21 protein-coding genes are annotated in these 24,564 nt (G+C 48.7%); 13 read left to right on the top strand and 8 right to left on the bottom strand.

Translation table 11 applies throughout. The features are described from left to right. The first annotated feature begins 233 nt into the window (after nt 1–233). Entirely contained in the window at nt 234–1,751 is a 1,518-nt protein-coding gene (lysS, locus tag A1SC_RS04310; RefSeq protein WP_001295074.1) for a lysine--tRNA ligase, read from the top strand. Between the two features lie 118 nt (nt 1,752–1,869). Here the strand turns inward: lysS and ghoT are convergent, their stop codons facing one another. The 4 genes from ghoT to yjdI form a co-directional block, all read right to left on the bottom strand. Next, the gene (gene ghoT / locus A1SC_RS04315; protein WP_001173345.1) at nt 1,870–2,043 is read right to left on the bottom strand and encodes a type V toxin-antitoxin system toxin GhoT; all 174 of its coding nucleotides are present in this window, start codon (nt 2,041–2,043) and stop codon (nt 1,870–1,872) included. A 26-nt stretch (nt 2,044–2,069) separates the two neighbouring features. Further along, the gene (gene ghoS, locus A1SC_RS0122360) at nt 2,070–2,366 is read right to left on the bottom strand and encodes a type V toxin-antitoxin system endoribonuclease antitoxin GhoS (RefSeq protein WP_001517605.1); all 297 of its coding nucleotides are present in this window, start codon (nt 2,364–2,366) and stop codon (nt 2,070–2,072) included. Between the two features lie 227 nt (nt 2,367–2,593). Further along, nucleotides 2,594–2,866 (bottom strand): GNAT family N-acetyltransferase, encoded by a 273-nt coding sequence (locus A1SC_RS04320; RefSeq protein ID WP_000405652.1) that lies wholly within the window; start codon nt 2,864–2,866, stop codon nt 2,594–2,596. Between the two features lie 11 nt (nt 2,867–2,877). After that, on the bottom strand, nt 2,878–3,108 hold the full coding sequence (yjdI, locus tag A1SC_RS04325) for a 4Fe-4S mono-cluster protein YjdI (protein ID WP_000371696.1): 231 nt from the start codon (nt 3,106–3,108) through the stop codon (nt 2,878–2,880). A 178-nt stretch (nt 3,109–3,286) separates the two neighbouring features. Here yjdI and A1SC_RS04330 point away from each other — a divergent pair, with 178 nt between their 5' ends. The 5 genes from A1SC_RS04330 to A1SC_RS04350 all read left to right on the top strand — a co-directional run bounded on the left by A1SC_RS04330 (nt 3,287) and on the right by A1SC_RS04350 (nt 10,020). Then, complete coding sequence (locus A1SC_RS04330) at nt 3,287–4,918, top strand: sensor histidine kinase (protein WP_001216442.1); 1,632 nt, start codon at nt 3,287–3,289, stop codon at nt 4,916–4,918. Then, complete coding sequence (gene dcuR / locus A1SC_RS04335) at nt 4,915–5,634, top strand: two-component system response regulator DcuR (RefSeq protein ID WP_000611294.1); 720 nt, start codon at nt 4,915–4,917, stop codon at nt 5,632–5,634. The genes A1SC_RS04330 and dcuR overlap by 4 nt, the downstream gene beginning before the upstream one ends. A 569-nt stretch (nt 5,635–6,203) precedes the next feature. Beyond that, on the top strand, nt 6,204–7,544 hold the full coding sequence (gene dcuB, locus A1SC_RS04340) for an anaerobic C4-dicarboxylate transporter DcuB (protein ID WP_000899515.1): 1,341 nt from the start codon (nt 6,204–6,206) through the stop codon (nt 7,542–7,544). Between the two features lie 77 nt (nt 7,545–7,621). Further along, entirely contained in the window at nt 7,622–9,268 is a 1,647-nt protein-coding gene (fumB, locus tag A1SC_RS04345; protein ID WP_016249488.1) for a class I fumarate hydratase, read from the top strand. Between the two features lie 122 nt (nt 9,269–9,390). Further along, complete coding sequence (locus tag A1SC_RS04350) at nt 9,391–10,020, top strand: DUF2238 domain-containing protein (protein WP_000621498.1); 630 nt, start codon at nt 9,391–9,393, stop codon at nt 10,018–10,020. Between the two features lie 154 nt (nt 10,021–10,174). Here the strand turns inward: A1SC_RS04350 and melB are convergent, their stop codons facing one another. Together melB and melA are read right to left on the bottom strand one after the other, a co-directional pair. Then, complete coding sequence (gene melB / locus A1SC_RS04355; RefSeq protein WP_000028086.1) at nt 10,175–11,596, bottom strand: melibiose:sodium transporter MelB; 1,422 nt, start codon at nt 11,594–11,596, stop codon at nt 10,175–10,177. Between the two features lie 92 nt (nt 11,597–11,688). Then, nucleotides 11,689–13,044 (bottom strand): alpha-galactosidase, encoded by a 1,356-nt coding sequence (gene melA / locus A1SC_RS04360; RefSeq protein WP_000986613.1) that lies wholly within the window; start codon nt 13,042–13,044, stop codon nt 11,689–11,691. Nucleotides 13,045–13,314: 270 nt separating this feature from the next. On the opposite strand from melA, the gene melR reads away from it, so the two are divergent. The 7 genes from melR (at nt 13,315) to pmrB (ending at nt 22,771) form a co-directional block, all read left to right on the top strand. Continuing rightward, nucleotides 13,315–14,223: a transcriptional regulator MelR gene (melR, locus tag A1SC_RS04365; protein ID WP_016249487.1), complete on the top strand. Its 909-nt coding sequence runs from the start codon at nt 13,315–13,317 to the stop codon at nt 14,221–14,223. Nucleotides 14,224–14,420: 197 nt separating this feature from the next. Further along, nucleotides 14,421–16,688 (top strand): arginine decarboxylase, encoded by a 2,268-nt coding sequence (adiA, locus tag A1SC_RS04370; protein ID WP_077767253.1) that lies wholly within the window; start codon nt 14,421–14,423, stop codon nt 16,686–16,688. 334 nt (nt 16,689–17,022) lie between these two features. After that, nucleotides 17,023–17,784: an AraC family transcriptional regulator gene (locus A1SC_RS04375; protein WP_001217088.1), complete on the top strand. Its 762-nt coding sequence runs from the start codon at nt 17,023–17,025 to the stop codon at nt 17,782–17,784. A gap of 136 nt (nt 17,785–17,920) precedes the next feature. Then, nucleotides 17,921–19,258 (top strand): arginine/agmatine antiporter, encoded by a 1,338-nt coding sequence (adiC, locus tag A1SC_RS04380; RefSeq protein ID WP_000093135.1) that lies wholly within the window; start codon nt 17,921–17,923, stop codon nt 19,256–19,258. Between the two features lie 103 nt (nt 19,259–19,361). Next, nucleotides 19,362–21,005, top strand: a complete 1,644-nt coding sequence (gene eptA, locus A1SC_RS04385; RefSeq protein WP_001517598.1) for a phosphoethanolamine transferase EptA — start codon at nt 19,362–19,364, stop codon at nt 21,003–21,005. Then, complete coding sequence (gene basR / locus A1SC_RS04390) at nt 21,002–21,670, top strand: two-component system response regulator BasR (RefSeq protein WP_000697920.1); 669 nt, start codon at nt 21,002–21,004, stop codon at nt 21,668–21,670. Before eptA ends, basR begins: the two co-directional genes overlap by 4 nt. Next, nucleotides 21,671–22,771: a two-component system sensor histidine kinase PmrB gene (gene pmrB, locus A1SC_RS04395; protein ID WP_001052120.1), complete on the top strand. Its 1,101-nt coding sequence runs from the start codon at nt 21,671–21,673 to the stop codon at nt 22,769–22,771. Here pmrB and pmrR read toward each other — a convergent pair. Next, entirely contained in the window at nt 22,747–22,836 is a 90-nt protein-coding gene (gene pmrR, locus A1SC_RS24075) for an LpxT activity modulator PmrR (protein ID WP_001517597.1), read from the bottom strand. The genes pmrB and pmrR overlap by 25 nt on opposite strands. Nucleotides 22,837–22,964: 128 nt before the next feature. Further along, nucleotides 22,965–24,467 (bottom strand): glycine betaine/L-proline transporter ProP, encoded by a 1,503-nt coding sequence (gene proP / locus A1SC_RS04400; RefSeq protein ID WP_001517596.1) that lies wholly within the window; start codon nt 24,465–24,467, stop codon nt 22,965–22,967. Nucleotides 24,468–24,564: the final 97 nt, after the last annotated feature.

Genomic DNA, 24,564 nt, shown 5'->3' with positions numbered 1-24,564 from the left:
CCGTGAAAACAATTGGTTATGAATAAATTGACTTTTAGTTAATCACTCTAGCAAATCAAGATTAATAAGATATTTAAACTATTTTTATGATTATTTATTAGTGATATCAACTTGAGGTGAGCGTTGGTTTCGATAAGATAAACTGAGTTATTAATAGTCGAGGCAGATAATACAGTGTACCGATCTGTCTCTTTATCTACGCTAAATTGAAAGCTGGATTTAGAGGAACCAAAATGTCTGAACAAGAAACACGGGGAGCCAATGAGGCTATTGATTTTAATGATGAACTGAGAAATCGTCGCGAAAAACTGGCAGCACTGCGTCAGCAAGGTGTGGCGTTTCCCAATGATTTTCGCCGCGACCATACCTCTGACCAGTTGCACGAGGAATTTGATGCGAAGGATAACCAGGAACTGGAATCCTTAAACATTGAAGTCTCGGTTGCTGGCCGAATGATGACCCGTCGCATCATGGGGAAAGCCTCCTTTGTAACGTTGCAGGATGTAGGTGGCCGTATTCAACTGTACGTTGCGCGAGATAGCCTGCCAGAAGGTGTTTATAACGACCAGTTTAAAAAATGGGATTTGGGTGACATTATCGGCGCACGCGGTACGCTGTTTAAGACACAAACTGGCGAGCTTTCCATTCACTGTACTGAGTTACGCCTGCTGACTAAGGCACTGCGTCCCTTGCCAGATAAATTTCATGGCTTACAGGACCAGGAAGTCCGTTATCGTCAACGTTATCTGGACCTGATCGCTAACGATAAATCCCGTCAAACTTTTGTTGTTCGTTCAAAAATTCTGGCCGCTATCCGCCAGTTCATGGTCGCTCGTGGGTTTATGGAAGTAGAAACCCCGATGATGCAGGTAATTCCAGGTGGGGCATCTGCTCGCCCATTTATTACCCATCACAATGCTCTTGATTTGGATATGTACCTGCGTATTGCGCCAGAGTTGTATCTGAAACGCCTGGTTGTAGGTGGTTTTGAACGAGTATTCGAAATCAACCGTAACTTCCGTAATGAAGGTATTTCTGTTCGTCATAATCCTGAGTTCACGATGATGGAGCTCTACATGGCGTATGCGGATTACCACGATTTGATTGAACTGACGGAGTCACTGTTCCGCACCCTGGCACAAGAGGTACTGGGTACAACTAAAGTCACTTATGGTGAGCATGTGTTTGATTTTGGCAAACCGTTTGAAAAACTCACCATGCGCGAAGCAATCAAAAAATATCGTCCAGAAACCGATATGGCAGACCTGGATAATTTTGATGCCGCTAAAGCATTAGCCGAATCTATCGGTATTACGGTAGAGAAAAGCTGGGGGCTGGGACGTATTGTCACCGAAATCTTTGATGAAGTGGCAGAAGCACATCTGATTCAGCCAACCTTTATTACTGAGTATCCGGCGGAAGTGTCGCCGCTGGCGCGCCGTAATGATGTTAACCCGGAAATCACCGACCGTTTTGAATTCTTCATCGGTGGTCGTGAAATCGGTAATGGTTTTAGCGAATTAAACGACGCAGAAGATCAGGCCGAACGTTTCCAGGAGCAGGTTAACGCTAAAGCTGCAGGTGACGACGAAGCCATGTTCTACGATGAAGATTACGTTACTGCGCTGGAATATGGTCTGCCGCCAACCGCTGGTTTAGGTATTGGTATCGACCGAATGATTATGCTGTTTACTAACAGTCATACTATCCGCGACGTTATTCTCTTCCCGGCTATGCGCCCACAGAAATAAGTTTTACTTTAATGAACGAAGCAGCCTGATGACTGCTTCGTTCGTCGTTCCGCAAGTCCAGCTTTGAGGAGAGACGCTTCGTTTCAAGATAACCAGCGGGTCCACTCAACCACAGCTCCTAAAAGAGAGAAAAAAGTAATGCCACGGGCAGGCTCATTGGCCAGGTTATTCCTACCAGGAATGCACTAAGTAAACGAATATGTGTTTTCTCATGTGAGAGAAACCAGATAATGACAAAGGATATGTTCACACCAATCACATAAAAAATTAATATTTTAGAGAATAGTGCCATTTTGAATATCTTCTTATCCTTCCCATCTATTTGTAGAACTGACGGAAATAGTCATCGACTATCATAATGTTGAGGTCAAAATCAATATCTGGTAAGTCTAAGCATTTGAGCCTGATTAAATCTTCAATTTCACTTGCGGCTAATGATGTCGTTATTGCGAAAGCATTCTCATTCAATTGTCGTGGTATTCCATATTCATCAGCAACTATAGAGGAGAAATCCATATCATACATTAACGACCTTAACCTTAAGAAAACTGAGTAATAAGATGATGGATAATCAAAAGAAACAACGTAAGTTTTGAACCTGTTTATACCTTCCATAAAATGACTCCTATCAATATTATACGCCCTGGGGATGCAAAGTTTATTAACCCCGATTGATGATTCTCATATAGGAGATATTCTTTTTTTTTTGCTCAATAGAGGGGATGATTTGGGACAAAAAAACGCTCTCTCTGACCATTATTTGTGCATCCCCCTACCCTTCAGATACTCTCCTGAATGACGTTACGCAGAACATGAAAATATCATTACTCCACACTCTCCCATCAGTTACGAATATCATCATACTCACGCGTTTTATCAAATTCGTGTTTCGCAAACGGACACAGCGGGATAATTTTTCGTTTCTCCCGGCGCATTTTTTCCACGACTTTTGCCACCAGTTGTTTACCAATCCCCTGCCCTTTCAAACTTTCATCAACATCGGTATGTTCGATAATGGCTAAATTTTCTCCGGTTGGCACAAAGACAATTTCTGCTATTTGCTTTCCCTGCGCATCATTAATATAAAAATTATTATGGCCCTCACGTATTTCCATTTTTCCCTCGCTTATTTATGACGGTATTTCAGTGCGCCACTTGGGCACGTATCAATAACGTTCACTACGGTAGCGACGTCAACTTCATCCGGCATAATCCACGGCTTACGTTTGAGATTAAATAACTTGCCGTTGCCACGTACGCAGTTGCCGGAATGCTGACACATCGCGGTGTTGAACCAGACATCTATCTTTTCGCCGGTATAGCAGCGATAACCATCATCCAGTAGAGCTTGATCCATGACCTTCCCCCATCAAAAGTATGGTTTTCGCTATAAGCATAGCTCCCGAATCGCCAGACGACACTGGCAGTTTCAATGACCAGCTCCTCTGCTCCAAATAGCCAATCCCCCTTACTCCCTTTGAATTACCCGCATCATCAGGGATAATGCTTAGGAAATTTGTCATACAAGGAAGCTGATGAGACATTCACTGCCCTGCCGCATGTTACGCAAACGTCCGATGAAACTCAGTACCACGGTGATCTTAATGGTCAGCGCAGTGCTGTTCTCGGTGTTGCTGGTAGTGCATCTGATTTACTTCTCGCAGATCAGCGATATGACGCGTGACGGACTAGCCAACAAGGCGCTGGCTGTGGCGCGAACCCTTGCTGACTCGCCGGAAATCCGACGGGGCTTACAAAAAACACCGCAGGAGAGCGGTATCCAGGCCATCGCTGAAGATGTACGCAAACGGAACGATCTGCTGTTTATTGTCATTACCGATATGCAAAGTCTTCGCTACTCACACCCTGAAGCCCCGCGAATTGGTCAGCCATTTAAAGGTGATGACATCCTTAAAGCTTTGAACGGCGAGGAAAATGTTGCTATTAATCACGGTTTTCTGGCGCAAGCCTTACGCGTATTTACCCCTGTCTACGACGAAAATCATAAACAGATCGGCGTGGTGGCGATTGGTCTGGAGTTAAGCCGTGTAACACAGCAGATCAATGACAGCCGCTGGAGCATTATCTGGTCAATTTTATTCGGTGTGCTGGTTGGCGGTCTGGGCACCTGGATACTGGTCAAAGTACTTAAGCGCATCCTGTTCGGCCTGGAACCCTACGAAATCTCTACTCTGTTTGAGCAACGCCAGGCAATGCTGCAATCGATCAAGGAAGGCGTCGTTGCCGTGGACGCTCGTGGCGAAGTCACACTAATTAATGATGCCGCGCAAGAACTGCTCAACTACCACAAATCGCAGGATGACGAAAAGTTATCGACACTTAGTCAGGCATGGTCGCAGGTAGTTGATGTCTCGGAAGTGTTACGCGACGGCACGCCGCGACGAGATGAAGAGGTGACCGTTAAAGACAGACTCTTACTGATCAACACCGTTCCGGTGCGCAGTAATGGCATTATCATCGGAGCCATCTCTACCTTCAGAGACAAAACAGAAGTTCGTAAGCTGATGCAACGGTTGGACGGTCTGGTCAACTATGCCGATGCCCTTCGTGAACGATCCCACGAATTTATGAACAAATTGCACGTGATTCTCGGATTATTGCATCTGAAGAGTTATAAGCAGTTGGAAGATTACATTCTCAAAACAGCCAACAACTATCAGGAAGAGATTGGCTCTCTGCTGGGTAAGATCAAATCTCCGGTTATCGCTGGTTTTTTAATCAGCAAGATTAACCGTGCGACCGATTTAGGCCATACGCTGATTTTAAACAGTGAAAGCCAGTTGCCAGACAGTGGTAGTGAAGATCAGGTCGCGACGCTAATTACCACGCTGGGAAACCTGATAGAAAACGCGCTGGAGGCATTAGGGCCGCAACCTGGTGGCGAAATCAGCGTCACGTTACACTATCGTCACGGCTTGCTGCACTGTGAAATTAACGATGATGGGCCGGGGATTCCCCCCGATAAAATCGATCACATTTTTGACAAAGGTGTCTCGACAAAAGGAAGCGAACGAGGCATCGGTCTGGCACTTGTCAAACAACAGGTTGAAAATCTCGGCGGCAGCATTGCCGTGGAATCAGAACCCGGAATTTTCACACAATTTTTTGTCCAATTACCCTGGGATGGGGAGAGGTCGAGCAAATGATTAATGTATTAATTATCGATGACGACGCAATGGTAGCGGAACTAAATCGCCGCTATGTCGCACAGATACCGGGCTTTCAGTGCTGCGGCACCGCCTCTACGCTTGAGAAAGCCAAAGAGATTATCTTCAACAGCGACACCTCCATCGACCTGATATTACTCGATATCTATATGCAAAAAGAGAATGGACTCGATTTACTGCCCGCCCTGCACAACGCTCACTGCAAAAGCGATGTGATTGTCATCTCTTCCGCTGCCGATGCCGCAACTATTAAAGATTCACTACATTACGGCGTCGTTGATTACCTGATTAAACCCTTCCAGGCATCACGTTTTGAAGAGGCACTCACCGGCTGGCGACAAAAAAAAATGGCGCTGGAGAAGCAGCAGTATTACGACCAGGCGGAACTGGACCAGCTAATTCATGGCAGTTCATCCAACGAACAGGATACGCGTCGTCTGCCGAAAGGCTTAACGCCACAGACTTTACGCACGCTGTGCCAGTGGATTGACGCTCATCAGGACTATGAGTTTTCAACCGACGAGTTGGCCAACGAGGTTAACATCTCACGCGTTTCGTGCCGTAAATATTTGATCTGGCTGGTGAATTGCCACATCTTAGTTACCAGCATCCATTATGGTGTCACTGGTCGTCCGGTTTATCGTTACCGTATTCAGGCAGAGCATTACTCATTACTGAAGCAATATTGTCAATAAAGCGTTATTCGTTATCTGGAAGTAACAATTATTGTAGTAACGCAAACCAGCACTGGCACAAGTTACATCCCCTATCAGTAAAACTTGTGCCAGATCAAATATAATTTCCCTTCTTCAGTCCAGCAAATTAATATCCTTTCGGATAAATAGAGTTTTTAATTTCAAAACGCTAACAAAAGTTAATTAACTATTATGTTACCTGCATTATGTGTATTTTTACCCACAAATAGGTAGATCAGAATAATCTATAAACTTAATGACATCTTCCTGTAGAACAAAAACAGACTGATAAATATCAACAAGATAGCAAACAAACAAGTCATTAACATCTGCAAAACATAAACGATAAACCCATCGCCAGAGAGTATTTCTCTCTGAAAAAGTCACTTATCACAGTGCATAAATTTTCTGCTGTTTTAATCAGCCAATATTTACTGTGAAGTATTTACTCAAGCCAGTAACGACCAAACGGATATTTAGTCAGGCTCTGAAAACAGTTCATCCAAAACAGAACGTGACTGTGATCTATTCGACAAGAATTTAAATGGGATTATCGCGAGGGTTCACACATGTTATTTACTATCCAACTTATCATAATACTGATATGTCTGTTTTATGGTGCCAGAAAGGGCGGTATCGCGCTGGGGTTATTAGGCGGTATCGGCCTGGTCATTCTGGTCTTCGTCTTCCACCTTCAGCCGGGTAAACCCCCCGTTGATGTAATGCTGGTCATCATCGCGGTGGTGGCGGCATCTGCGACCTTGCAAGCCTCTGGCGGCCTTGACGTCATGCTGCAAATTGCCGAAAAACTGCTGCGCCGCAACCCGAAATATGTCTCCATTGTCGCGCCGTTTGTCACCTGTATACTGACCATTCTTTGCGGTACTGGCCACGTGGTCTACACCATTCTACCGATCATCTATGACGTCGCCATTAAGAACAACATTCGCCCGGAACGCCCGATGGCGGCGAGTTCTATCGGCGCGCAAATGGGAATTATCGCCAGTCCGGTGTCCGTTGCGGTAGTATCACTCGTCGCAATGCTGGGTAACGTCACCTTTGACGGTCGTCATCTTGAATTCCTTGACCTGCTCGCTATCACCATCCCATCTACCTTGTTAGGAATCCTGGCGATCGGTATCTTCAGTTGGTTCCGCGGTAAAGATCTGGATAAAGACGAAGAATTCCAGAAATTCATCTCTGTACCGGAAAACCGAGAGTATGTTTACGGTGATACCGCTACGCTGCTGGATAAAAAACTGCCGAAAAGCAACTGGCTGGCAATGTGGATCTTCCTCGGGGCAATCGCCGTGGTCGCGCTTCTCGGTGCTGATTCAGACCTGCGTCCATCTTTTGGTGGCAAACCGCTATCAATGGTACTGGTTATTCAGATGTTTATGCTGCTGACCGGGGCGCTGATTATTATCCTGACCAAAACCAATCCCGCGTCTATCTCAAAAAACGAAGTCTTCCGTTCCGGTATGATCGCCATCGTGGCGGTGTACGGTATCGCGTGGATGGCGGAAACCATGTTCGGTGCGCATATGTCTGAAATTCAGGGCGTACTGGGCGAAATGGTGAAAGAGTATCCGTGGGCTTATGCCATTGTTCTGTTGCTGGTCTCCAAGTTTGTGAACTCCCAGGCCGCAGCGCTGGCAGCCATTGTTCCGGTTGCACTGGCGATCGGCGTTGACCCGGCATACATCGTGGCTTCAGCACCGGCTTGCTACGGTTATTACATCCTGCCGACCTATCCTAGCGACCTGGCAGCGATTCAGTTTGACCGTTCCGGAACCACCCACATCGGTCGCTTCGTCATCAACCACAGCTTCATTCTGCCAGGGTTGATTGGCGTGAGCGTATCCTGCGTCTTTGGCTGGATCTTCGCCGCGATGTACGGGTTCTTGTAATTGCACTATGCGTGCTGCCCGTCGCTGTGCGGCACGCAATTTTCGTATAACAAATACAGAGTTACAGGCTGGAAGCTATGTCAAACAAACCATTTATCTACCAGGCACCTTTCCCGATGGGGAAAGACAATACCGAATATTATCTGCTCACCTCCGATTACGTCAGCGTTGCCGAATTTGACGGTGAAACCATTCTGAAAGTGGAACCAGAAGCCCTGACCCTGCTGGCGCAGCAAGCCTTCCACGACGCATCTTTCATGCTCCGTCCGGCCCACCAGAAACAGGTTGCGTCTATTCTTCACGACCCAGAAGCCAGCGAAAACGATAAGTATGTGGCGCTGCAATTCTTGAGAAACTCTGAAATCGCTGCCAAAGGCGTGCTGCCGACCTGCCAGGATACCGGCACCGCGATCATTGTCGGTAAAAAAGGTCAGCGCGTATGGACCGGCGGCGGTGATGAAGAAGCCCTGTCAAAAGGTGTCTATAACACCTATATCGAAGATAACCTGCGCTATTCACAGAACGCGCCGCTGGATATGTACAAAGAGGTTAACACCGGCACTAACCTGCCTGCGCAAATCGACCTGTACGCGGTAGATGGCGACGAGTACAAATTCCTCTGCGTTGCCAAAGGTGGCGGCTCTGCCAACAAAACGTATCTCTACCAGGAAACGAAAGCCCTGCTAACCCCCGGCAAACTGAAAAACTTCCTCGTTGAGAAAATGCGCACCCTCGGCACCGCAGCCTGCCCGCCGTACCATATCGCATTTGTGATTGGTGGAACTTCCGCTGAAACCAACCTGAAAACCGTTAAGTTAGCAAGTGCTCACTATTACGATGAACTGCCGACGGAAGGGAACGAACACGGTCAGGCATTCCGCGATGTCCAGCTTGAACAGGAACTACTGGAAGAAGCCCAGAAGCTCGGCCTCGGCGCGCAGTTTGGCGGTAAATACTTCGCCCACGACATCCGCGTGATCCGTCTGCCGCGTCACGGCGCATCCTGCCCGGTAGGTATGGGCGTCTCCTGCTCCGCTGACCGTAACATCAAAGCAAAAATCAACCGCGAAGGTATCTGGATAGAAAAACTGGAGCACAACCCAGGCCAGTACATTCCGGAAGAGCTACGTCAGGCAGGTGAAGGCGAAGCGGTGAAAGTCGACCTTAACCGTCCGATGAAAGAGATCCTCGCCCAGCTTTCGCAGTATCCGGTTTCCACCCGTTTGTCGCTCACCGGCACGATTATCGTTGGTCGCGATATTGCGCACGCTAAGCTGAAAGAACTGATCGACGCCGGTAAAGAACTGCCGCAGTACATCAAAGATCACCCGATCTACTACGCAGGTCCGGCCAAAACGCCTGCTGGTTATCCTTCCGGTTCACTTGGCCCAACTACCGCAGGACGTATGGACTCCTATGTGGATCTGCTGCAATCCCACGGCGGCAGCATGATCATGCTGGCGAAAGGTAACCGCAGTCAGCAGGTCACCGACGCTTGTCATAAACACGGCGGCTTCTACCTCGGCAGCATTGGCGGCCCGGCGGCAGTGCTGGCACAGCAGAGCATTAAGCATCTGGAATGTGTTGCCTATCCGGAGCTGGGTATGGAAGCTATCTGGAAAATCGAAGTGGAAGATTTCCCGGCGTTTATCCTGGTCGATGACAAGGGCAACGACTTCTTCCAGCAGATCGTCAATCAACAGTGCGCGAACTGCACTAAGTAACCTCTTCGGCCCGGCGCCTGGCGGTATACTGCCAGGTGATCCCCCCGGGCCACCTCTTTTGCGATTGTAATTTCACGCTTACTGGTGAATAGTCAGTATTTTCCCTGACTTGCGAACTCACCATGATCCGCACACTCAAGCCGTTAATTCTTAACACTGGCGCGTTGGCGCTAACATTCATCCTGATTTACACCGGCATTTCGGCTCATGACAAACTGACCTGGTTGATGGAAGTGACGCCAGTGATTATTGTCGTACCGTTGCTGCTTGCCACCGCCAGACGTTATCCATTAACGCCCTTGCTCTATACGCTGATTTTCTTTCACGCCATCATCCTGATGGTTGGCGGTCAGTATACCTACGCAAAAGTTCCCATCGGTTTTGAAGTGCAGGAATGGCTGGGGCTGAGTCGTAATCCGTATGACAAGCTGGGGCACTTTTTTCAGGGGCTGGTGCCTGCACTGGTGGCGCGAGAGATCCTTGTGCGTGGGATGTACGTGCGCGGACGTAAAATGGTAGCGTTTCTGGTCTGCTGCGTGGCGCTGGCGATAAGCGCAATGTATGAATTGGTTGAGTGGTGGGCAGCGTTGGCGATGGGCCAGGGCGCGGATGATTTTCTCGGCACCCAGGGCGACCAGTGGGATACGCAATCCGATATGTTCTGTGCGCTGCTGGGCGCATTAACCGCGGTGATATTCCTCGCTCGCTTTCACTGCCACCAGTTACGGCGCTATGGCTTGATAACCGGATGACAACCTGCGTTTTGTTTATGCCGGATGCGGCGTAAACGCCTTATTTTGCCCACAAAATGTGCAAATTCAATCAATTACATTTCTTATTGTAGGCCTGATAAGACGCGCCAGCGTCGCATCAGGCAATGTTTTCATTCGCTATTGCCAACGTCCGTCAGGCTTTCACATCGCTCACTGCACCGACCGGAATATCAGCATGAACAGGTACGGGGGGCACTTTACGATATTTATCCAGCAGATGGATCTGGATCCTGCGCAGCGTGTCGCCATTGAGGCGATAGAAACGGAAGTAGAGAATCAGCGTGACCATGAAGAACAGAGCAGGTAGAGCAATCATAATAAACTGCATACCTAATATGGCTTGCGTAGACTGTTCAACATTCGGGACATAGCCAATCATCCCCAACACAACTGCAATGAAAAAAGCCGCAAATGCCGAACCGCCCTTCACCACCATCGTCTGCACGGAATAAGCAATGCTCTCACAGCGGATGTGCAATTTATATTCACCGTAGTCAACGGTATCTGCCACCATGATGACCTGTAATACCCAGAACAGCGCCGTCCCCACATTCAGCAAAATACCGGCTATCACAATAAGAGCGACGTTGTGATAGCCCACTAATGCCATCAACAGAAGAACACCACAGCTTAATACCGGAAGAATAGAGGCTCCGGCCCATAAAATACGTCGGGATAATGATTTAACTAAACGCGGGAAGAACACTAACGTCACCAGGTTAGCTGCTCCCGCATACGACAGGTAATAGGGAAACAGATCCGCATCACCGATAACATACGAGAAATAATAGATAGCAAAGCCGGTGATAATGTTGCTGGCAATATTATAAGCAAGAGCCATTCCCAACAGGCAGGAAAGCTGATCGTTTTTATAAATAAGCGCAATGATGGCTTTTAGTGTCAGGTGTTTTTCTCCGACAGACGATTGATTATCTGACGAAAAGACTTCATGCACATTACGCAGAGTGATGATGGTCGACACAATAAAAAACGCAATCAGCACCAGTGTGAACATCTGAAAGCCAAATCCCCGATCGCCGCCGCCGACATAATTAACAAATGGCAGCGTCACGCCTGCCGTAACAAAACCCGCCAGACTGGCAAAAAAGCGCGGATAAGGAACCAGTTGTTCTCGCTCACGTTTATCGAGGGTTATGGTTGGAACCAGTGACCAGAAGGGAATATCCATTATGGTGTAAGTCATGCCCCAAAGAATGTAGGTCACGCAAACAAAGACAATCTGAGTAGTACCTTCAAACAGATGCGCGCTAAAGAGAAGAAATAAGATTACAGAGTTAGCCAACGTACCGATCAGGATCCAGGGCTTAAACTTACCCCATCGCGATCGCGTAGCATTTACGATCCACCCCATAATCGGATCGTTAATAGCATCCCAGATCCTCGCCACCAGAAACAAAGTACCAATCAAACCAACCGACAGCCCGACAACATCGGTGTAGTAATACATCAGGTACATATACACAATGCCGATCGCAAAATCCTTCCCGAACGCTCCAAATCCATAACTGAGTTTTGTCGTCATTGAAATGCTCATAGGGTATCGGGTCGCTGTTACCAACGCCCGCCTTCTGTTATTGGTATCGTCAGAGGTGTGCGCCGGAAGACATACCCCGGCGCAGTAGCGTATTAGCGGTGCAACCAGCCGGGTAGCCAGTTGCCGTGGGCGGTAATCAGGTCGTCAACAAGAGCATAAATTTCGTCAATGCTCAGCACAGCGGCGGTGTGCGGATCCATCATCGCGGCGTGGTAAACACGGTCACGATTTTCCGTGAGAATCGCTTCCGTCAGCAGCGTTTGTACGTTGATATTGGTTTGCATCAGTGCTGCCAGATGCGAAGGTAGCGTACCGACTTTAGTCGGCTGAATGCCATTAGCATCAACCAGACAGGCGACTTCCACGCAACATCCTTGCGGCAGGTTATCAATCAGGCCATCGTTACGAACGTTGCCATAAATCACACTCGGTTCACCGGTCCAGATAGCGTTCATGATTGTGCTGGCATATTCCCGCGACGGTTTAATATCAATCCGGGACGCATTCTTATACTCCTCCAGCTCTTTATGCCAGTTCGCCAGTTGCTCAACGCAGCGTTTCGGGTACTCATCCAGCGGCACTTTATAACGTTCAATCAAATCCTCACGGCCTGGCTTAATAAACCACGGCGTATATTCAGCAAAGTGTTCTGATGATTCCGTGACGAAGTAGCCCAGCTTTTTGAACATTTCATAGCGCACAATATTCTGGCAGCGGGGATTACCATGAATATTCGGCTTCGGTGCCTGGCCCGCATCATAGGCTGCCAGCAGTTCCGGATAGAGATTCACGTAACTGCCGTCTGCGGTTTTGCGCTCCAGCTCCAGGTAGAACGCCATATGGTTGATACCTGCACAACGATAACGCAGTGTAGCGGGATCGATATTGAGATCGCGCGCCAGTTCTTCCGCCGTTCCCTGCACCGAATGGCACAACCCTACCTGTTTGATATGCGGATAGCGGGCATACATTGCCCAGGTATTCATCGCCATCGGGTTAACGTAGTTCAGCATGGTGGCGTCGGGGCACACTTCCGTCATGTCCTCACAAATCTGCCACAGATGCGGAATGGTACGCAGCGCGCGCATAATGCCGCCCGGCCCCAACGTGTCGGCAATAGTTTGTTCCAGACCGTGACGCTTACAAACCTCAAAATCGGTGACCGTACAGGGTTCATAACCGCCAATCTGAAATGCCACCACCACGAAATCAGCATCCTGTAAGGCTTCTTTCTGTTGGGTATGACAGGTAATTTTGCCGCTGGCTCCTGCTGAATCCATCAGCTTACGCACCACAATGTGCGACTCTTCCAGGCGGGTGGGATCGATATCCATCAGGGCAATATGCGCCGTTTTCAGCGCCTCGCGATGAAACACATCACCAAGAATATTTTTAACGAAAATCGTCGAACCAGCGCCGATAAAAGTAATTTTGGGTGCAGACATCATTCAGGTCTCCTGGCTTGCTTGAATGATTTCATCATGGCAGGCGATTTCGCAGAAAACCTCCGGCTTCCCCGTTGAGCATTCCCAAAAACTCAGATCCTGGGTTGCTTAGCAGTAAATCTGAGTTTTCGGGAATAAATTGCCTAAAAAACAGAGTAATTAGCCCTTATAAAGCCCTGTCCATTCCTCTCTCTTTACGTTTTGTGTCGTCATTCGCAGTCACCCCTGCCAACTTCTGCCATGATTCTGATAATCCAGGAAAGAGGGCTATCGATGAATACAGACACATTTATGTGCAGCAGTGATGAAAAGCAGACCCGCAGCCCGCTGTCGCTATACTCGGAATATCAGCGGATGGAAATTGAATTTCGCGCGCCGCATGTCATGACCTCCAGCCACTGGCATGGTCAGGTTGAGGTAAATGTGCCTTTCGATGGCGATGTGGAATACCTGATCAACAATGAACACGTAAGTATCAATCAAGGCCATATCACGCTGTTCTGGGCCTGTACGCCGCACCAGCTAACCGATACCGGAACCTGCAAGAGCATGGCAATTTTTAATCTGCCAATGCATTTGTTTCTCTCCTGGCCACTGGATAAAGACCTTATAAACCATGTGACTCACGGCATGGTGATTAAATCACTGGTGGCACAGCAACTTAGTCCGTTTGAAGTACGCCGCTGGCAGCAGGAGTTGAACAACCCAAACGAGCAAATCCGCCAGCTCGCCATTGATGAAATTGGCCTGATGCTCAAGCGATTTAGCCTCTCCGGCTGGGAGCCTATTCTGGTCAATAAAACTTCGCGCACGCACAAAAATAGCGTCTCGCGCCATGCGCAGTTTTATGTCAGCCAGATGCTGGGCTTTATTGCGGATAACTATGATCAGGCGCTGACCATCAACGATGTGGCCGAGCACGTCAAACTTAATGCCAATTATGCAATGGGGATATTTCAGCGGGTCATGCAGTTGACGATGAAACAGTACATTACTGCGATGCGCATCAACCACGTTCGCGCATTACTGAGCGATACCGATAAAAGTATTCTCGATATTGCACTGACGGCAGGCTTTCGTTCGAGTAGTCGTTTTTACAGCACGTTCGGCAAATATGTCGGCATGTCGCCGCAACAATACCGAAAACTTAGCCAACAACGCCGCCAGATGCTTCCCGGCTAAAAACGATATCAGTATCAGCCAAAAAAATAATTTAGCTGTCGATAATAAACATTGAAAATCAATTAAAAAATTAATTTAAACTTTTGTTTATAATATAAAAATTTTAAAAACGCTTGTTTTTCAATCACTTTACAGCCTGAAATGCCCGGAAGATACTTGCCCGCAGCGAAGATTCCTTCACAACCGGGTAAGCAATGATGAAAGTATTAATTGTTGAAAGCGAGTTTCTACATCAGGACACCTGGGTCGGTAGCGCCGTTGAGCGTCTGGCAAATGCCTTGAGCCAACAAAATGTTACCGTGATTAAATCCACCTCCTTTGATGATGGCTTTGCCATTCTCTCTTCAAATGAAGCCATTGATTGTCTGATGTTCAGTTATCAAATGGAGCATCCGGACGAACACCAAAATGTCAGAGAATTGATCGGTAAGCTTCATGAGCGTCAGCAAAATGTGCCGGTATTCCTGTTAGGCGACCGGGAAAAATCAATCGCCGCGCTGGATCGCGATCTGCTGGAGCTTGTCGATGAATTCGCCTGGATTCTGGAAGATACCGCTGACTTTATCGCCGGACGCGCCATCGCAGCGATGTCCCGTTACCGCCAACAGCTATTGCCGCCACTGTTCAGCGCGCTGATGAAATATAGCGGCATCCATGAGTACTCCTGGGCCGCGCCAGGTCACCAGGGCGGTGTTGGCTTCACTAAAACCCCCGCCGGACGTTTCTACCATGACTACTATGGTGAAAACCTGTTCCGCACCGACATGGGCATCGAACGAACTTCCCTCGGTTCTTTACTTGACCATACTGGCGCATTTGGCGAAAGCGAAAAATATGCCGCGCGCGTATTTGGTGCCGACCACTCCTGGTCAGTCGTCGTCGGCACTTCAGGGTCTAACCGCACCATCATGCAAGCCTGCATGACAGATAACGACGTGGTTGTTGTTGACCGTAACTGCCACAAATCCATCGAACAAGGTTTAATGCTGACTGGCGCGAAACCGGTATACATGGTGCCAAGCCGCAACCGCTACGGCATTATCGGGCCAATCTATCCGCAGGAAATGCAGCCTGAAACCTTGCAGAAGAAAATCAGCGAAAGCCCGCTGACCAAAGACAAAGTCGGGCAAAAACCCTCTTACTGCGTGGTAACCAACTGCACCTATGACGGCGTATGCTATAACGCCAAAGACGCGCAGGATCTGCTGGAAAAAACCGCCGATCGTCTGCACTTCGACGAAGCCTGGTACGGTTACGCACGTTTTAATCCGATCTATGCCGATCACTACGCGATGCGCGGTGAGCCGGGTGATCACAGCGGTCCTACCGTTTTCGCCACTCACTCCACTCATAAACTGCTGAATGCACTGTCGCAGGCGTCTTATATTCATGTACGTGAAGGCCGCGGCGCGATTAACTTCTCCCGCTTTAATCAGGCATACATGATGCATGCCACCACTTCCCCGCTATATGCCATCTGCGCGTCAAACGATGTGGCTGTATCAATGATGGACGGCAACAGCGGCCTGTCGCTGACTCAGGAAGTGATCGACGAAGCGGTCGATTTCCGCCAGGCAATGGCACGGTTGTATAAAGAGTTTGCTGACGAAGGTAGTTGGTTCTTTAAGCCGTGGAATAAAGAAGTGGTTACCGATCCGGAAACCGGCAAAACCTATGACTTTGCCGACGCACCGCACAAACTGCTGACCACCGTTCAGGACTGCTGGGTAATGCATCCGGGCGAAAGCTGGCACGGCTTCAAAGATATTCCGGATAACTGGAGTATGCTTGACCCGATTAAAGTCAGCATCCTCGCTCCGGGGATGGGTGAAGACGGTGAACTGGAAGAAACCGGTGTTCCGGCGGCACTGGTTACCGCATGGCTGGGTCGCCACGGCATTGTGCCCACCCGTACCACCGACTTCCAGATTATGTTCCTGTTCTCAATGGGCGTAACCCGTGGGAAATGGGGAACGCTGGCTAACACCCTCTGTTCCTTCAAACGCCACTACGACGCTAACACCCCGCTGGCTCAGGTAATGCCGGAACTTGTTGAACAATATCCTGACACTTATGCGAACATGGGTATTCACGATCTGGGCGACAAAATGTTTGCCTGGCTGAAAGAAAACAATCCTGGCGCACGATTGAACGAAGCCTATTCCGGCCTGCCGGTGGCAGAAATCACTCCGCGCGAAGCATACAACGCAATTGTCGATAACAACGTTGAACTGGTATCCATTGAAAACCTGCCGGGACGTATTGCGGCGAACTCAGTCATCCCATATCCGCCCGGGATCCCAATGCTGCTTTCCGGTGAAAACTTTGGCGATAAAAACAGCCCACAAGTAAGCTATTTACGCTCACTGCAATCCTGGGATCATCATTTCCCTGGTTTTGAACACGAAACGGAAGGCACCGAAATTATTGACGGTATTTACCACGTAATGTGTGTGAAAGCGTAACCACTATTCCGCTGAAGGCGTAATTGTTTAAATAACATTACGCCGCCTGGCCTGAGGCCTTTTGAGTATGGCAACGTTTTCATAAAAATTGCTGCAAACAAAAATGTCATACTTTTTGCGCGGTCCCACCCCGCGCTTTTTTTGTTTGTTATTTACACTTCTTCACTCTGTAAAAATTTTTGTACATGAGAAATTACTATAAAAATTTGTAATATTAGCAAAACACGTTATTTTTATGCATGTTTTGATTCGTCATACAATTATATAACCAGTCCCCGGTATCTCTCTATGTTGGCGAGATCCACTATTTTCTTTGCATTTCAGGAGTACATGTATGAGGATTTGCAGCAACCAACCTTGTATAGTTTTATTAACTGAAAAAGATGTCTGGCTAAGAGTGAATGGGAAAGAACCTATAAGTTTGAAAGCTAACCATATAACGTTATTAAGTTGTGAAAACAATATTATCGACGTCTCCTCTCTGAATAACACTTTGGTTGCGTATATTAGCCTCGACATCATCAAAGATTATCTCCGTTTTCTGAATAAAGATCTCTCGAAAATACCGGTCTGGCAGCGTAGCGCCACGCCTTTTATTTCCCTGTCATGCCTGACACCAGAGGTGTTTCGCGTCGCAGCGCAACACAGCATAATGCCCGCTGAAACAGAGTCGGAAAAGGAACGAACACGTGCATTATTATTCACTGTACTATCTCGTTTTCTCGACAGTAAAAAATTCCTTTCACTGCTAATGCATATGTTACGTAATTGTGTTAGCGACAGCGTTTATCAAATCATTGAAAGCGATATCCATAAAGACTGGAATCTTAGTATGGTAGCCAGTTGTTTATGCCTTAGCCCAAGTTTGTTAAAGAAAAAGCTGAAAAGCGAAAACACCAGTTATAGCCAAATAATAACCACCTGCCGGATGCGTTATGCCGTAAATGAATTAATGATGGATGGTAAAAATATCTCACAGGTGTCACAGTCCTGTGGCTACAACAGTACGTCTTACTTTATTTCTGTATTTAAAGATTTCTATGGCATGACCCCACTCCATTATGTTAGCCAGCATAGAGAACGTTCTATCGCCTGATTTATAACCTTAACGAAGAGATATATTAATAACAGCATCAGCGATAAGCCAGCCGACGATAATTCAACACGCGAATGCAGGCGTATGATATGACGTAATTTATTGTCACGAAGCTCGCCTTCGCAGGAGTTTTATTATGTCTTCGGATGCTGATGCTCACAAAGTGGGCTTAATCCCCGTCACCCTGATGGTGTCGGGGAATATTATGGGGTCAGGTGTTTTTCTGTTACCTGCAAATCTGGCCTCGACGGGGGGGATTGCTATATATGGTTGGCTGGTGACAATTATCGGTGCTTTGGCTTTATCGATGGTTTACGCCAAAATGTCGTTCCTCGATCCCAGCCCTGGCGGTTCATATGCCTACGCGCGCCGCTGTTTTGGTCCTTTCCTCGGGTATCAAACTAACGTTCTCTACTGGCTGGCCTGCTGGATCGGCAATATTGCTATGGTGGTCATTGGCGTCGGCTACCTGAGCTATTTCTTCCCGGTACTGAAAGATCCGTTGGTATTAACTATCACCTGTGTTGTGGTGCTGTGGATCTTCGTTCTGCTTAATATCGTCGGGCCGAAAATGATTACCCGCGTGCAGGCCATCGCCACTGTACTGGCGCTGATCCCCATCGTCGGGATTGCCGTATTCGGCTGGTTCTGGTTCCACGGAGAAACCTATATGGCGGCCTGGAACGTTAGCGGTCTGGGCACTTTCGGCGCAATTCAAAGCACCTTAAACGTAACGCTGTGGTCATTTATCGGGGTAGAAAGTGCTTCTGTTGCAGCGGGTGTAGTGAAAAACCCGAAACGCAACGTCCCTATTGCCACCATTGGTGGGGTACTGATTGCTGCCGTCTGCTATGTGCTCTCGACCACGGCAATTATGGGGATGATCCCGAATGCCGCACTGCGCGTTTCCGCCTCGCCATTCGGTGATGCTGCACGGATGGCGCTGGGTGATACCGCAGGAGCCATTGTCTCCTTCTGTGCGGCGGCTGGTTGCCTGGGTTCGCTCGGCGGCTGGACGTTACTGGCTGGACAAACGGCGAAAGCCGCTGCCGATGACGGTTTGTTCCCACCGATTTTTGCCCGCGTCAACAAAGCAGGCACACCGGTAGCCGGGTTGATCATCGTTGGTATCCTGATGACTATCTTCCAGTTCAGCAGCATCTCACCAAACGCAACCAAAGAGTTCGGTCTGGTCTCTTCCGTATCGGTTATCTTTACCCTGGTGCCTTATCTTTATACCTGTGCAGCTTTACTGCTTTTAGGCCACGGTCACTTTGGCAAAGCGCGTCCGGCGTATCTGGTCATCACAACTATCGCCTTCCTTTATTGCATCTGGGCGGTGGTTGGTTCTGGTGCACAAGAAGTCATGTGGTCATTTGTCACTCTGATGGTGATCACCGCTATGTACACGCTGAACTACAACCGGCTGCATAAAAACCCGTATCCTTTAGATCCACCCATTAGCAAAGATTAAGCCTCCTTAATCCAGCAAACATAAAAGCCAACCTTAAGAACTTAAGGTTGGCTTAACTTTGCTTTGCGAGCATATGCGCACTTTGTTCGATGGAAACACCGTGATGTTAAAGCGCCTTTTAAAAAGACCCTCTTTGAATTTACTCGCCTGGCTATTGCTGGCCTCTTTTTATATTGCTATCTGCCTGAACATTGCCTTTTTTAAACAGGTGTTACAGGCGTTACCGCTGGATTCGCTGCATAACGTGCTGGTTTTCTTGTCGATGCCAGTCGTCGCGTTCAGCGTGATTAATATTGTTCTGACACTAGGCTCTTTCTTATGGCTTAATCGACCACTAGCCTGTCTGTTTATTCTCGTTGGCGCATCTGCGCAATATTTCATCATGACTTATGGCATCGTCATCGACCGTTCGATGATTGCCAATATCATTGATACCACACCGGCGGAAAGTTATGCGTTGATGACGCCACGCATGTTACTAACGCTAGGGTTAAGCGGCGTACTTGCTGCGCTGATTGCCTGCTGGATAAAAATCAAACCTGCTGCCTCGCGCCTGCGCAGTGTTCTTTTCCGTGGAGCCAGTATCCTGATATCTGTACTGCTGATTGTGCTGGTTGCCGTGCTTTTTTATAAAGACTACGCCTCGCTGTTTCGCAACAACAAAGAGCTGGTGAAATCTTTAAGCCCCTCCAACAGCATTGTTGCCAGTTGGTCATGGTATTCCCACCAGCGACTGGCAAATCTGCCACTGGTACGCATTGGTGAGGACGCACACCGCAACCCGTTAATGCAAAAAGGAAACCGGAAAAACCTGACCATTTTGATCGTCGGGGAAACCTCGCGGGCGGAGAATTTCTCACTCAATGGCTACCCGCGTGAAACCAACCCGCGACTGGCGAAAGATAACGTGATCTATTTTCCTAATACTGCGTCTTGCGGCACAGCAACGGCTGTCTCCGTACCGTGCATGTTCTCAGATATGCCGCGCGAGCATTACAAAGAAGAGCTGGCACAACACCAGGAAGGCGTGCTGGATATCATTCAGCGGGCAGGCATCAACGTACTATGGAATGACAACGATGGCGGCTGCAAAGGCGCATGTGACCGCGTGCCTCATCAGAACGTCACTGCCCTGAACTTACCCGGTCAGTGCATCAACGGCGAATGCTATGACGAAGTGCTGTTCCACGGGCTGGAGGAGTACATCAATAATCTGCAAGGCGATGGGGTGATTGTCTTACACACCATCGGCAGCCACGGCCCGACCTATTACAACCGCTATCCACCGCAGTTCAGGAAATTTACTCCCACCTGCGACACCAACGAGATCCAGACCTGTTCCAAAGAGCAACTGGTCAATACTTACGACAATACGTTGCTCTACGTCGACTATATTGTTGATAAAGCGATTAATCTGCTGAAAGAACATCAGGATAAATTTACCACCAGCCTGATTTATCTTTCTGACCACGGTGAATCGTTAGGTGAAAATGGCATCTATCTACACGGCTTGCCTTATAGCATCGCCCCGGATAGCCAAAAGCAGGTTCCGATGCTGCTGTGGTTGTCGGAGGATTATCAAAAACGGTATCAGGTTGATCAAAGCTGCCTGCAAAAACAAGCACAAACGCAGCACTATTCACAGGACAATTTATTCTCAACCCTGTTGGGATTAACCGGCGTCGAGACGAAGTATTATCAAGCCGCGGATGATATTCTGCAGGCATGCAGGAGAACGACTGAATGAAAATTCTAATTGTTGAAGACGATACACTGTTATTGCAGGGATTGATTCTGGCGGCACAAACTGAAGGCTACGCGTGTGATGGCGTCACGACCGCGCGGATGGCGGAACAAAGCCTGGAAGCCGGTCATTACAGCCTGGTGGTGCTGGATTTAGGTTTACCCGACGAAGATGGACTGCATTTTCTCGCTCGTATCCGGCAGAAAAAATACACCCTGCCGGTACTGATCCTCACCGCCCGCGACACGCTTACCGACAAAATCGCCGGGCTGGATGTCGGTGCCGACGACTATCTGGTGAAGCCTTTCGCGCTGGAAGAGTTGCACGCCCGCATCCGCGCCCTGCTGCGACGCCATAATAATCAGGGCGAAAGCGAGCTGAAGGTTGGCAACCTGACGCTGAATATGGGTCGCCGTCAGGTATGGATGGGCGGTGAAGAGCTGATCCTGACACCAAAAGAATATGCCCTGCTGTCGCGCCTGATGCTCAAGGCGGGTAGTCCGGTGCATCGGGAAATTCTCTACAACGACATTTACAACTGGGACAACGAACCCTCAACGAATACCCTGGAAGTGCATATCCATAACTTGCGCGACAAAGTGGGCAAAGCCCGTATCCGCACCGTGCGCGGCTTTGGCTATATGCTGGTCGCTAATGAGGAAAACTAATTGAACCTGATGCGTTTTCTGCGTCGACCAATATCGCTGCGTCAACGGCTGATATTGACCATTGGGGCAATTCTGCTGGTATTTGAGCTGATCAGCGTTTTCTGGCTATGGCATGAAAGCACCGAGCAGATTCAGCTATTTGAGCAGGCGCTGCGCGACAATCGCAACAACGATCGCCACATCATGCGTGAAATCCGTGAGGCGGTCGCCAGTCTGATTGTTCCTGGCGTGTTTATGGTCAGTCTGACGCTGTTTATCTGCTATCAGGCGGTACTTCGCATCACCCGCCCACTGGCGGAACTGCAAAAAGAGCTGGAAGCGCGTACCGCCGACAACCTGACACCTATTGCTATTCACAGTGCCACCCTCGAAATCGAAGCGGTAGTTTCTGCATTGAACGATCTGGTCAGTCGCCTGACCAGCACGCTGGATAACGAACGGCTGTTTACCGCTGACGTCGCTCACGAACTACGAACGCCGCTGGCAGGGGTACGTTTGCATCTGGAGTTAATGGCGAAAACGCACAACATTGACGTAGCGCCGTTAGTCGCGCGGCTCGATCAGATGATGGCCAGCGTCTCCCAGTTGTTACAACTGGCGCGCGCCGGACAGTCATTCTCTTCGGGTAATTACCAGCATGTAAAGTTGCTGGATGATGTGATCCTGCCCTCCTATGACGAACTCAGCACCATGCTCGACCAGCGTCAGCAAACCTTGCTGTTGCCAGAAAGCGCCGCCGACATCACTGTCCAGGGCGACGCCACTCTACTACGCATGTTGTTGCGTAACCTGGTAGAAAACGCCCATCGCTATAGTCCCGAAGGCAGCAACATTATGATTAAACTGCAAGAAGATGGCGGTGCGGTAATGGCAGTTGAAGATGAAGGGCCTGGTATTGATGAGAGTAAATGCGGAGAGTTGAGCAAAGCGTTTGTACGGATGGACAGCCGTTATGGCGGAATTGGTCTGGGATTAAGTATTGTCAGCCGCATCACGCAGTTGCATCACGGGCAGTTTTTCCTGCAAAACCGGGAAGAGACTTCCGGCACGCGCGCCTGGATACGGCTGAAGAAAGATCAATACGTGGCAAACCAAATATAAAGAAAGCTGCTTACTACCAGCACGCTAAACACGGTAGTTAAACTTTCATAAATACGGTTTTTCATTGCACTCTCCTCCATTGAACTGGAGGAGAGTATGCACGCCAGAGATTAAGTGAACCTTAAGAGTCGGGTCAGACCGATTGGGGGCCTGATAAGACGCGACAGCGTCGCATCAGGTAATCCGTTTCAGGTTACTCATCAATTCGCGGATGTTGCTGTACCAGGCGAGTGCGTTTCGCCTGCAAATCGGCAATCTCGTGGTCAATATCTTCGATTTTTTGCTCGATATTATCGTAATGCTCAACGAGAATTTCCTTCGCTTCCTGCAAATCTGACGCCGCCGGTGTCGCGCCTTTCAACGGACGATTCGCCGTCTCTTTCATGGTCACGCCGGTAATCAAACCAATCACCGCCACTACCATCAGGTAATACGCTGGCATCATCAGATCCTGCGAACTTTCTACCAACCATGCCGCCAGCGTTGGCGTCAGACCGGCAATCAGCACCGAAATATTAAATGCCGCCGCCAGCGCGCTGTAACGGATATGCGTCGGGAACATCGCTGGCAGCGTTGAGGCCATAACGCCCGTAAAACAGTTGAGGATCACTGCCAGCATCAACAGTCCGGCAAAAATCAGACCGATGATATTACTGTTAATCAGAATAAACGCCGGGATCGCCAGTGCAAACAGCGCAACACTACCGAGGATCACAAACGGACGACGGCCAAAACGGTCACTCAGCAGGCCCATCACTGGCTGCACAAACAACATCCCGATCATAATGGCGATAATAATCAGCACCCCGTGATCTTCGGAGTAATGCAGGTTATGCGACAAATAACTTGGCATATAGGTCAGCAGCATGTAGTAAGTCACGTTAGTGGCTATCACCAGACCAATACACGTCAACAGGCTGCGCCAGTGCTTCGTGGCAATCTCTTTAAACGAGATTTTCGGGCCATCCTGCAAACCTTCGCGGTCGCCCTGTTCCAGTTTCTCAACATGTTGCTGGAACGCTGGTGTCTCTTCTAAAGCATGACGTAGATAAAGTCCGATAATCCCTAACGGCAGAGCGATAAAGAACGGAATACGCCAGCCCCAGTCGAGGAAGTTCTCTTCACCGACAATGGTAGAAATTAACACCACCACACCCGCGCCCAGAACAAACCCGGCAATAGAACCGAAATCCAGCCAGCTACCCATAAAGCCACGTTTGCGGTCAGGAGAGTATTCCGCAACAAATATCGATGCTCCGGTATATTCGCCGCCGACCGAGAAACCTTGCGCCATCTTACAAATCAACAGCAGAACCGGTGCCCAAATACCAATCGAGGCATAGGACGGTATCAATCCAATACAGAATGTACTGATCGACATAATCACAATGGTGATAGCGAGGATCTTCTGGCGACCATATTTATCGCCCAACATACCAAAGAAGAGCCCGCCAAGCGGTCGAATCAGAAAGGGAACGGAGAAGGTGGCAAGTGCAGCAACCATCTGCACGCTGGGATCAGCCCCAGGGAAAAAGACTTTACCTAATGCGTAAGCAACAAAACCATAAACACCAAAATCAAACCATTCCATTGCATTACCCAGCGATGCTGCAGTAATGGCTTTTCGCAGTTTACCGTCATCAATAATAGTGACATCACGAAGGGTTATCGGTTTTACTTTTTTCCTTTTCAGCATAGCTTTCCTCGCAGAGTAAGCCCATTTCCGCACACGTCAGGCAAATCGACGTGGCGCCCGCAAAAGGGGAGCGGGAATTGCAGGGTGCAATCTCTGT

Source organism: Escherichia sp. KTE52 (assembly GCF_000408325.1).
In the GTDB taxonomy this organism is placed as follows: Bacteria; Pseudomonadota; Gammaproteobacteria; order Enterobacterales; family Enterobacteriaceae; genus Escherichia; species Escherichia marmotae.
Note: the sequence above shows the minus strand (reverse complement) of the source record. Positions and strands in the feature narration are given on the sequence as shown.

Excerpts from the sequence above, each read along its gene's own strand:
- basR (WP_000697920.1), top strand. The coding sequence starts at position 21,002 with ATGAAAATTCTAATTGTTGAAGACGATACACTGTTATTGCAGGGATTG.
- melA (WP_000986613.1), bottom strand. The coding sequence starts at position 13,044 with ATGATGTCTGCACCCAAAATTACTTTTATCGGCGCTGGTTCGACGATT.
- pmrR (WP_001517597.1), bottom strand. The coding sequence starts at position 22,836 with ATGAAAAACCGTATTTATGAAAGTTTAACTACCGTGTTTAGCGTGCTG.
- ghoT (WP_001173345.1), bottom strand. The coding sequence starts at position 2,043 with ATGGCACTATTCTCTAAAATATTAATTTTTTATGTGATTGGTGTGAAC.
- melR (WP_016249487.1), top strand. The coding sequence starts at position 13,315 with ATGAATACAGACACATTTATGTGCAGCAGTGATGAAAAGCAGACCCGC.
- fumB (WP_016249488.1), top strand. The coding sequence starts at position 7,622 with ATGTCAAACAAACCATTTATCTACCAGGCACCTTTCCCGATGGGGAAA.
- A1SC_RS04330 (WP_001216442.1), top strand. The coding sequence starts at position 3,287 with ATGAGACATTCACTGCCCTGCCGCATGTTACGCAAACGTCCGATGAAA.
- adiA (WP_077767253.1), top strand. The coding sequence starts at position 14,421 with ATGAAAGTATTAATTGTTGAAAGCGAGTTTCTACATCAGGACACCTGG.
- proP (WP_001517596.1), bottom strand. The coding sequence starts at position 24,467 with ATGCTGAAAAGGAAAAAAGTAAAACCGATAACCCTTCGTGATGTCACT.
- dcuB (WP_000899515.1), top strand. The coding sequence starts at position 6,204 with ATGTTATTTACTATCCAACTTATCATAATACTGATATGTCTGTTTTAT.
- adiC (WP_000093135.1), top strand. The coding sequence starts at position 17,921 with ATGTCTTCGGATGCTGATGCTCACAAAGTGGGCTTAATCCCCGTCACC.
- A1SC_RS04320 (WP_000405652.1), bottom strand. The coding sequence starts at position 2,866 with ATGGAAATACGTGAGGGCCATAATAATTTTTATATTAATGATGCGCAG.
- dcuR (WP_000611294.1), top strand. The coding sequence starts at position 4,915 with ATGATTAATGTATTAATTATCGATGACGACGCAATGGTAGCGGAACTA.
- yjdI (WP_000371696.1), bottom strand. The coding sequence starts at position 3,108 with ATGGATCAAGCTCTACTGGATGATGGTTATCGCTGCTATACCGGCGAA.
- ghoS (WP_001517605.1), bottom strand. The coding sequence starts at position 2,366 with ATGGAAGGTATAAACAGGTTCAAAACTTACGTTGTTTCTTTTGATTAT.
- melB (WP_000028086.1), bottom strand. The coding sequence starts at position 11,596 with ATGAGCATTTCAATGACGACAAAACTCAGTTATGGATTTGGAGCGTTC.
- eptA (WP_001517598.1), top strand. The coding sequence starts at position 19,362 with ATGTTAAAGCGCCTTTTAAAAAGACCCTCTTTGAATTTACTCGCCTGG.
- A1SC_RS04375 (WP_001217088.1), top strand. The coding sequence starts at position 17,023 with ATGAGGATTTGCAGCAACCAACCTTGTATAGTTTTATTAACTGAAAAA.
- A1SC_RS04350 (WP_000621498.1), top strand. The coding sequence starts at position 9,391 with ATGATCCGCACACTCAAGCCGTTAATTCTTAACACTGGCGCGTTGGCG.
- lysS (WP_001295074.1), top strand. The coding sequence starts at position 234 with ATGTCTGAACAAGAAACACGGGGAGCCAATGAGGCTATTGATTTTAAT.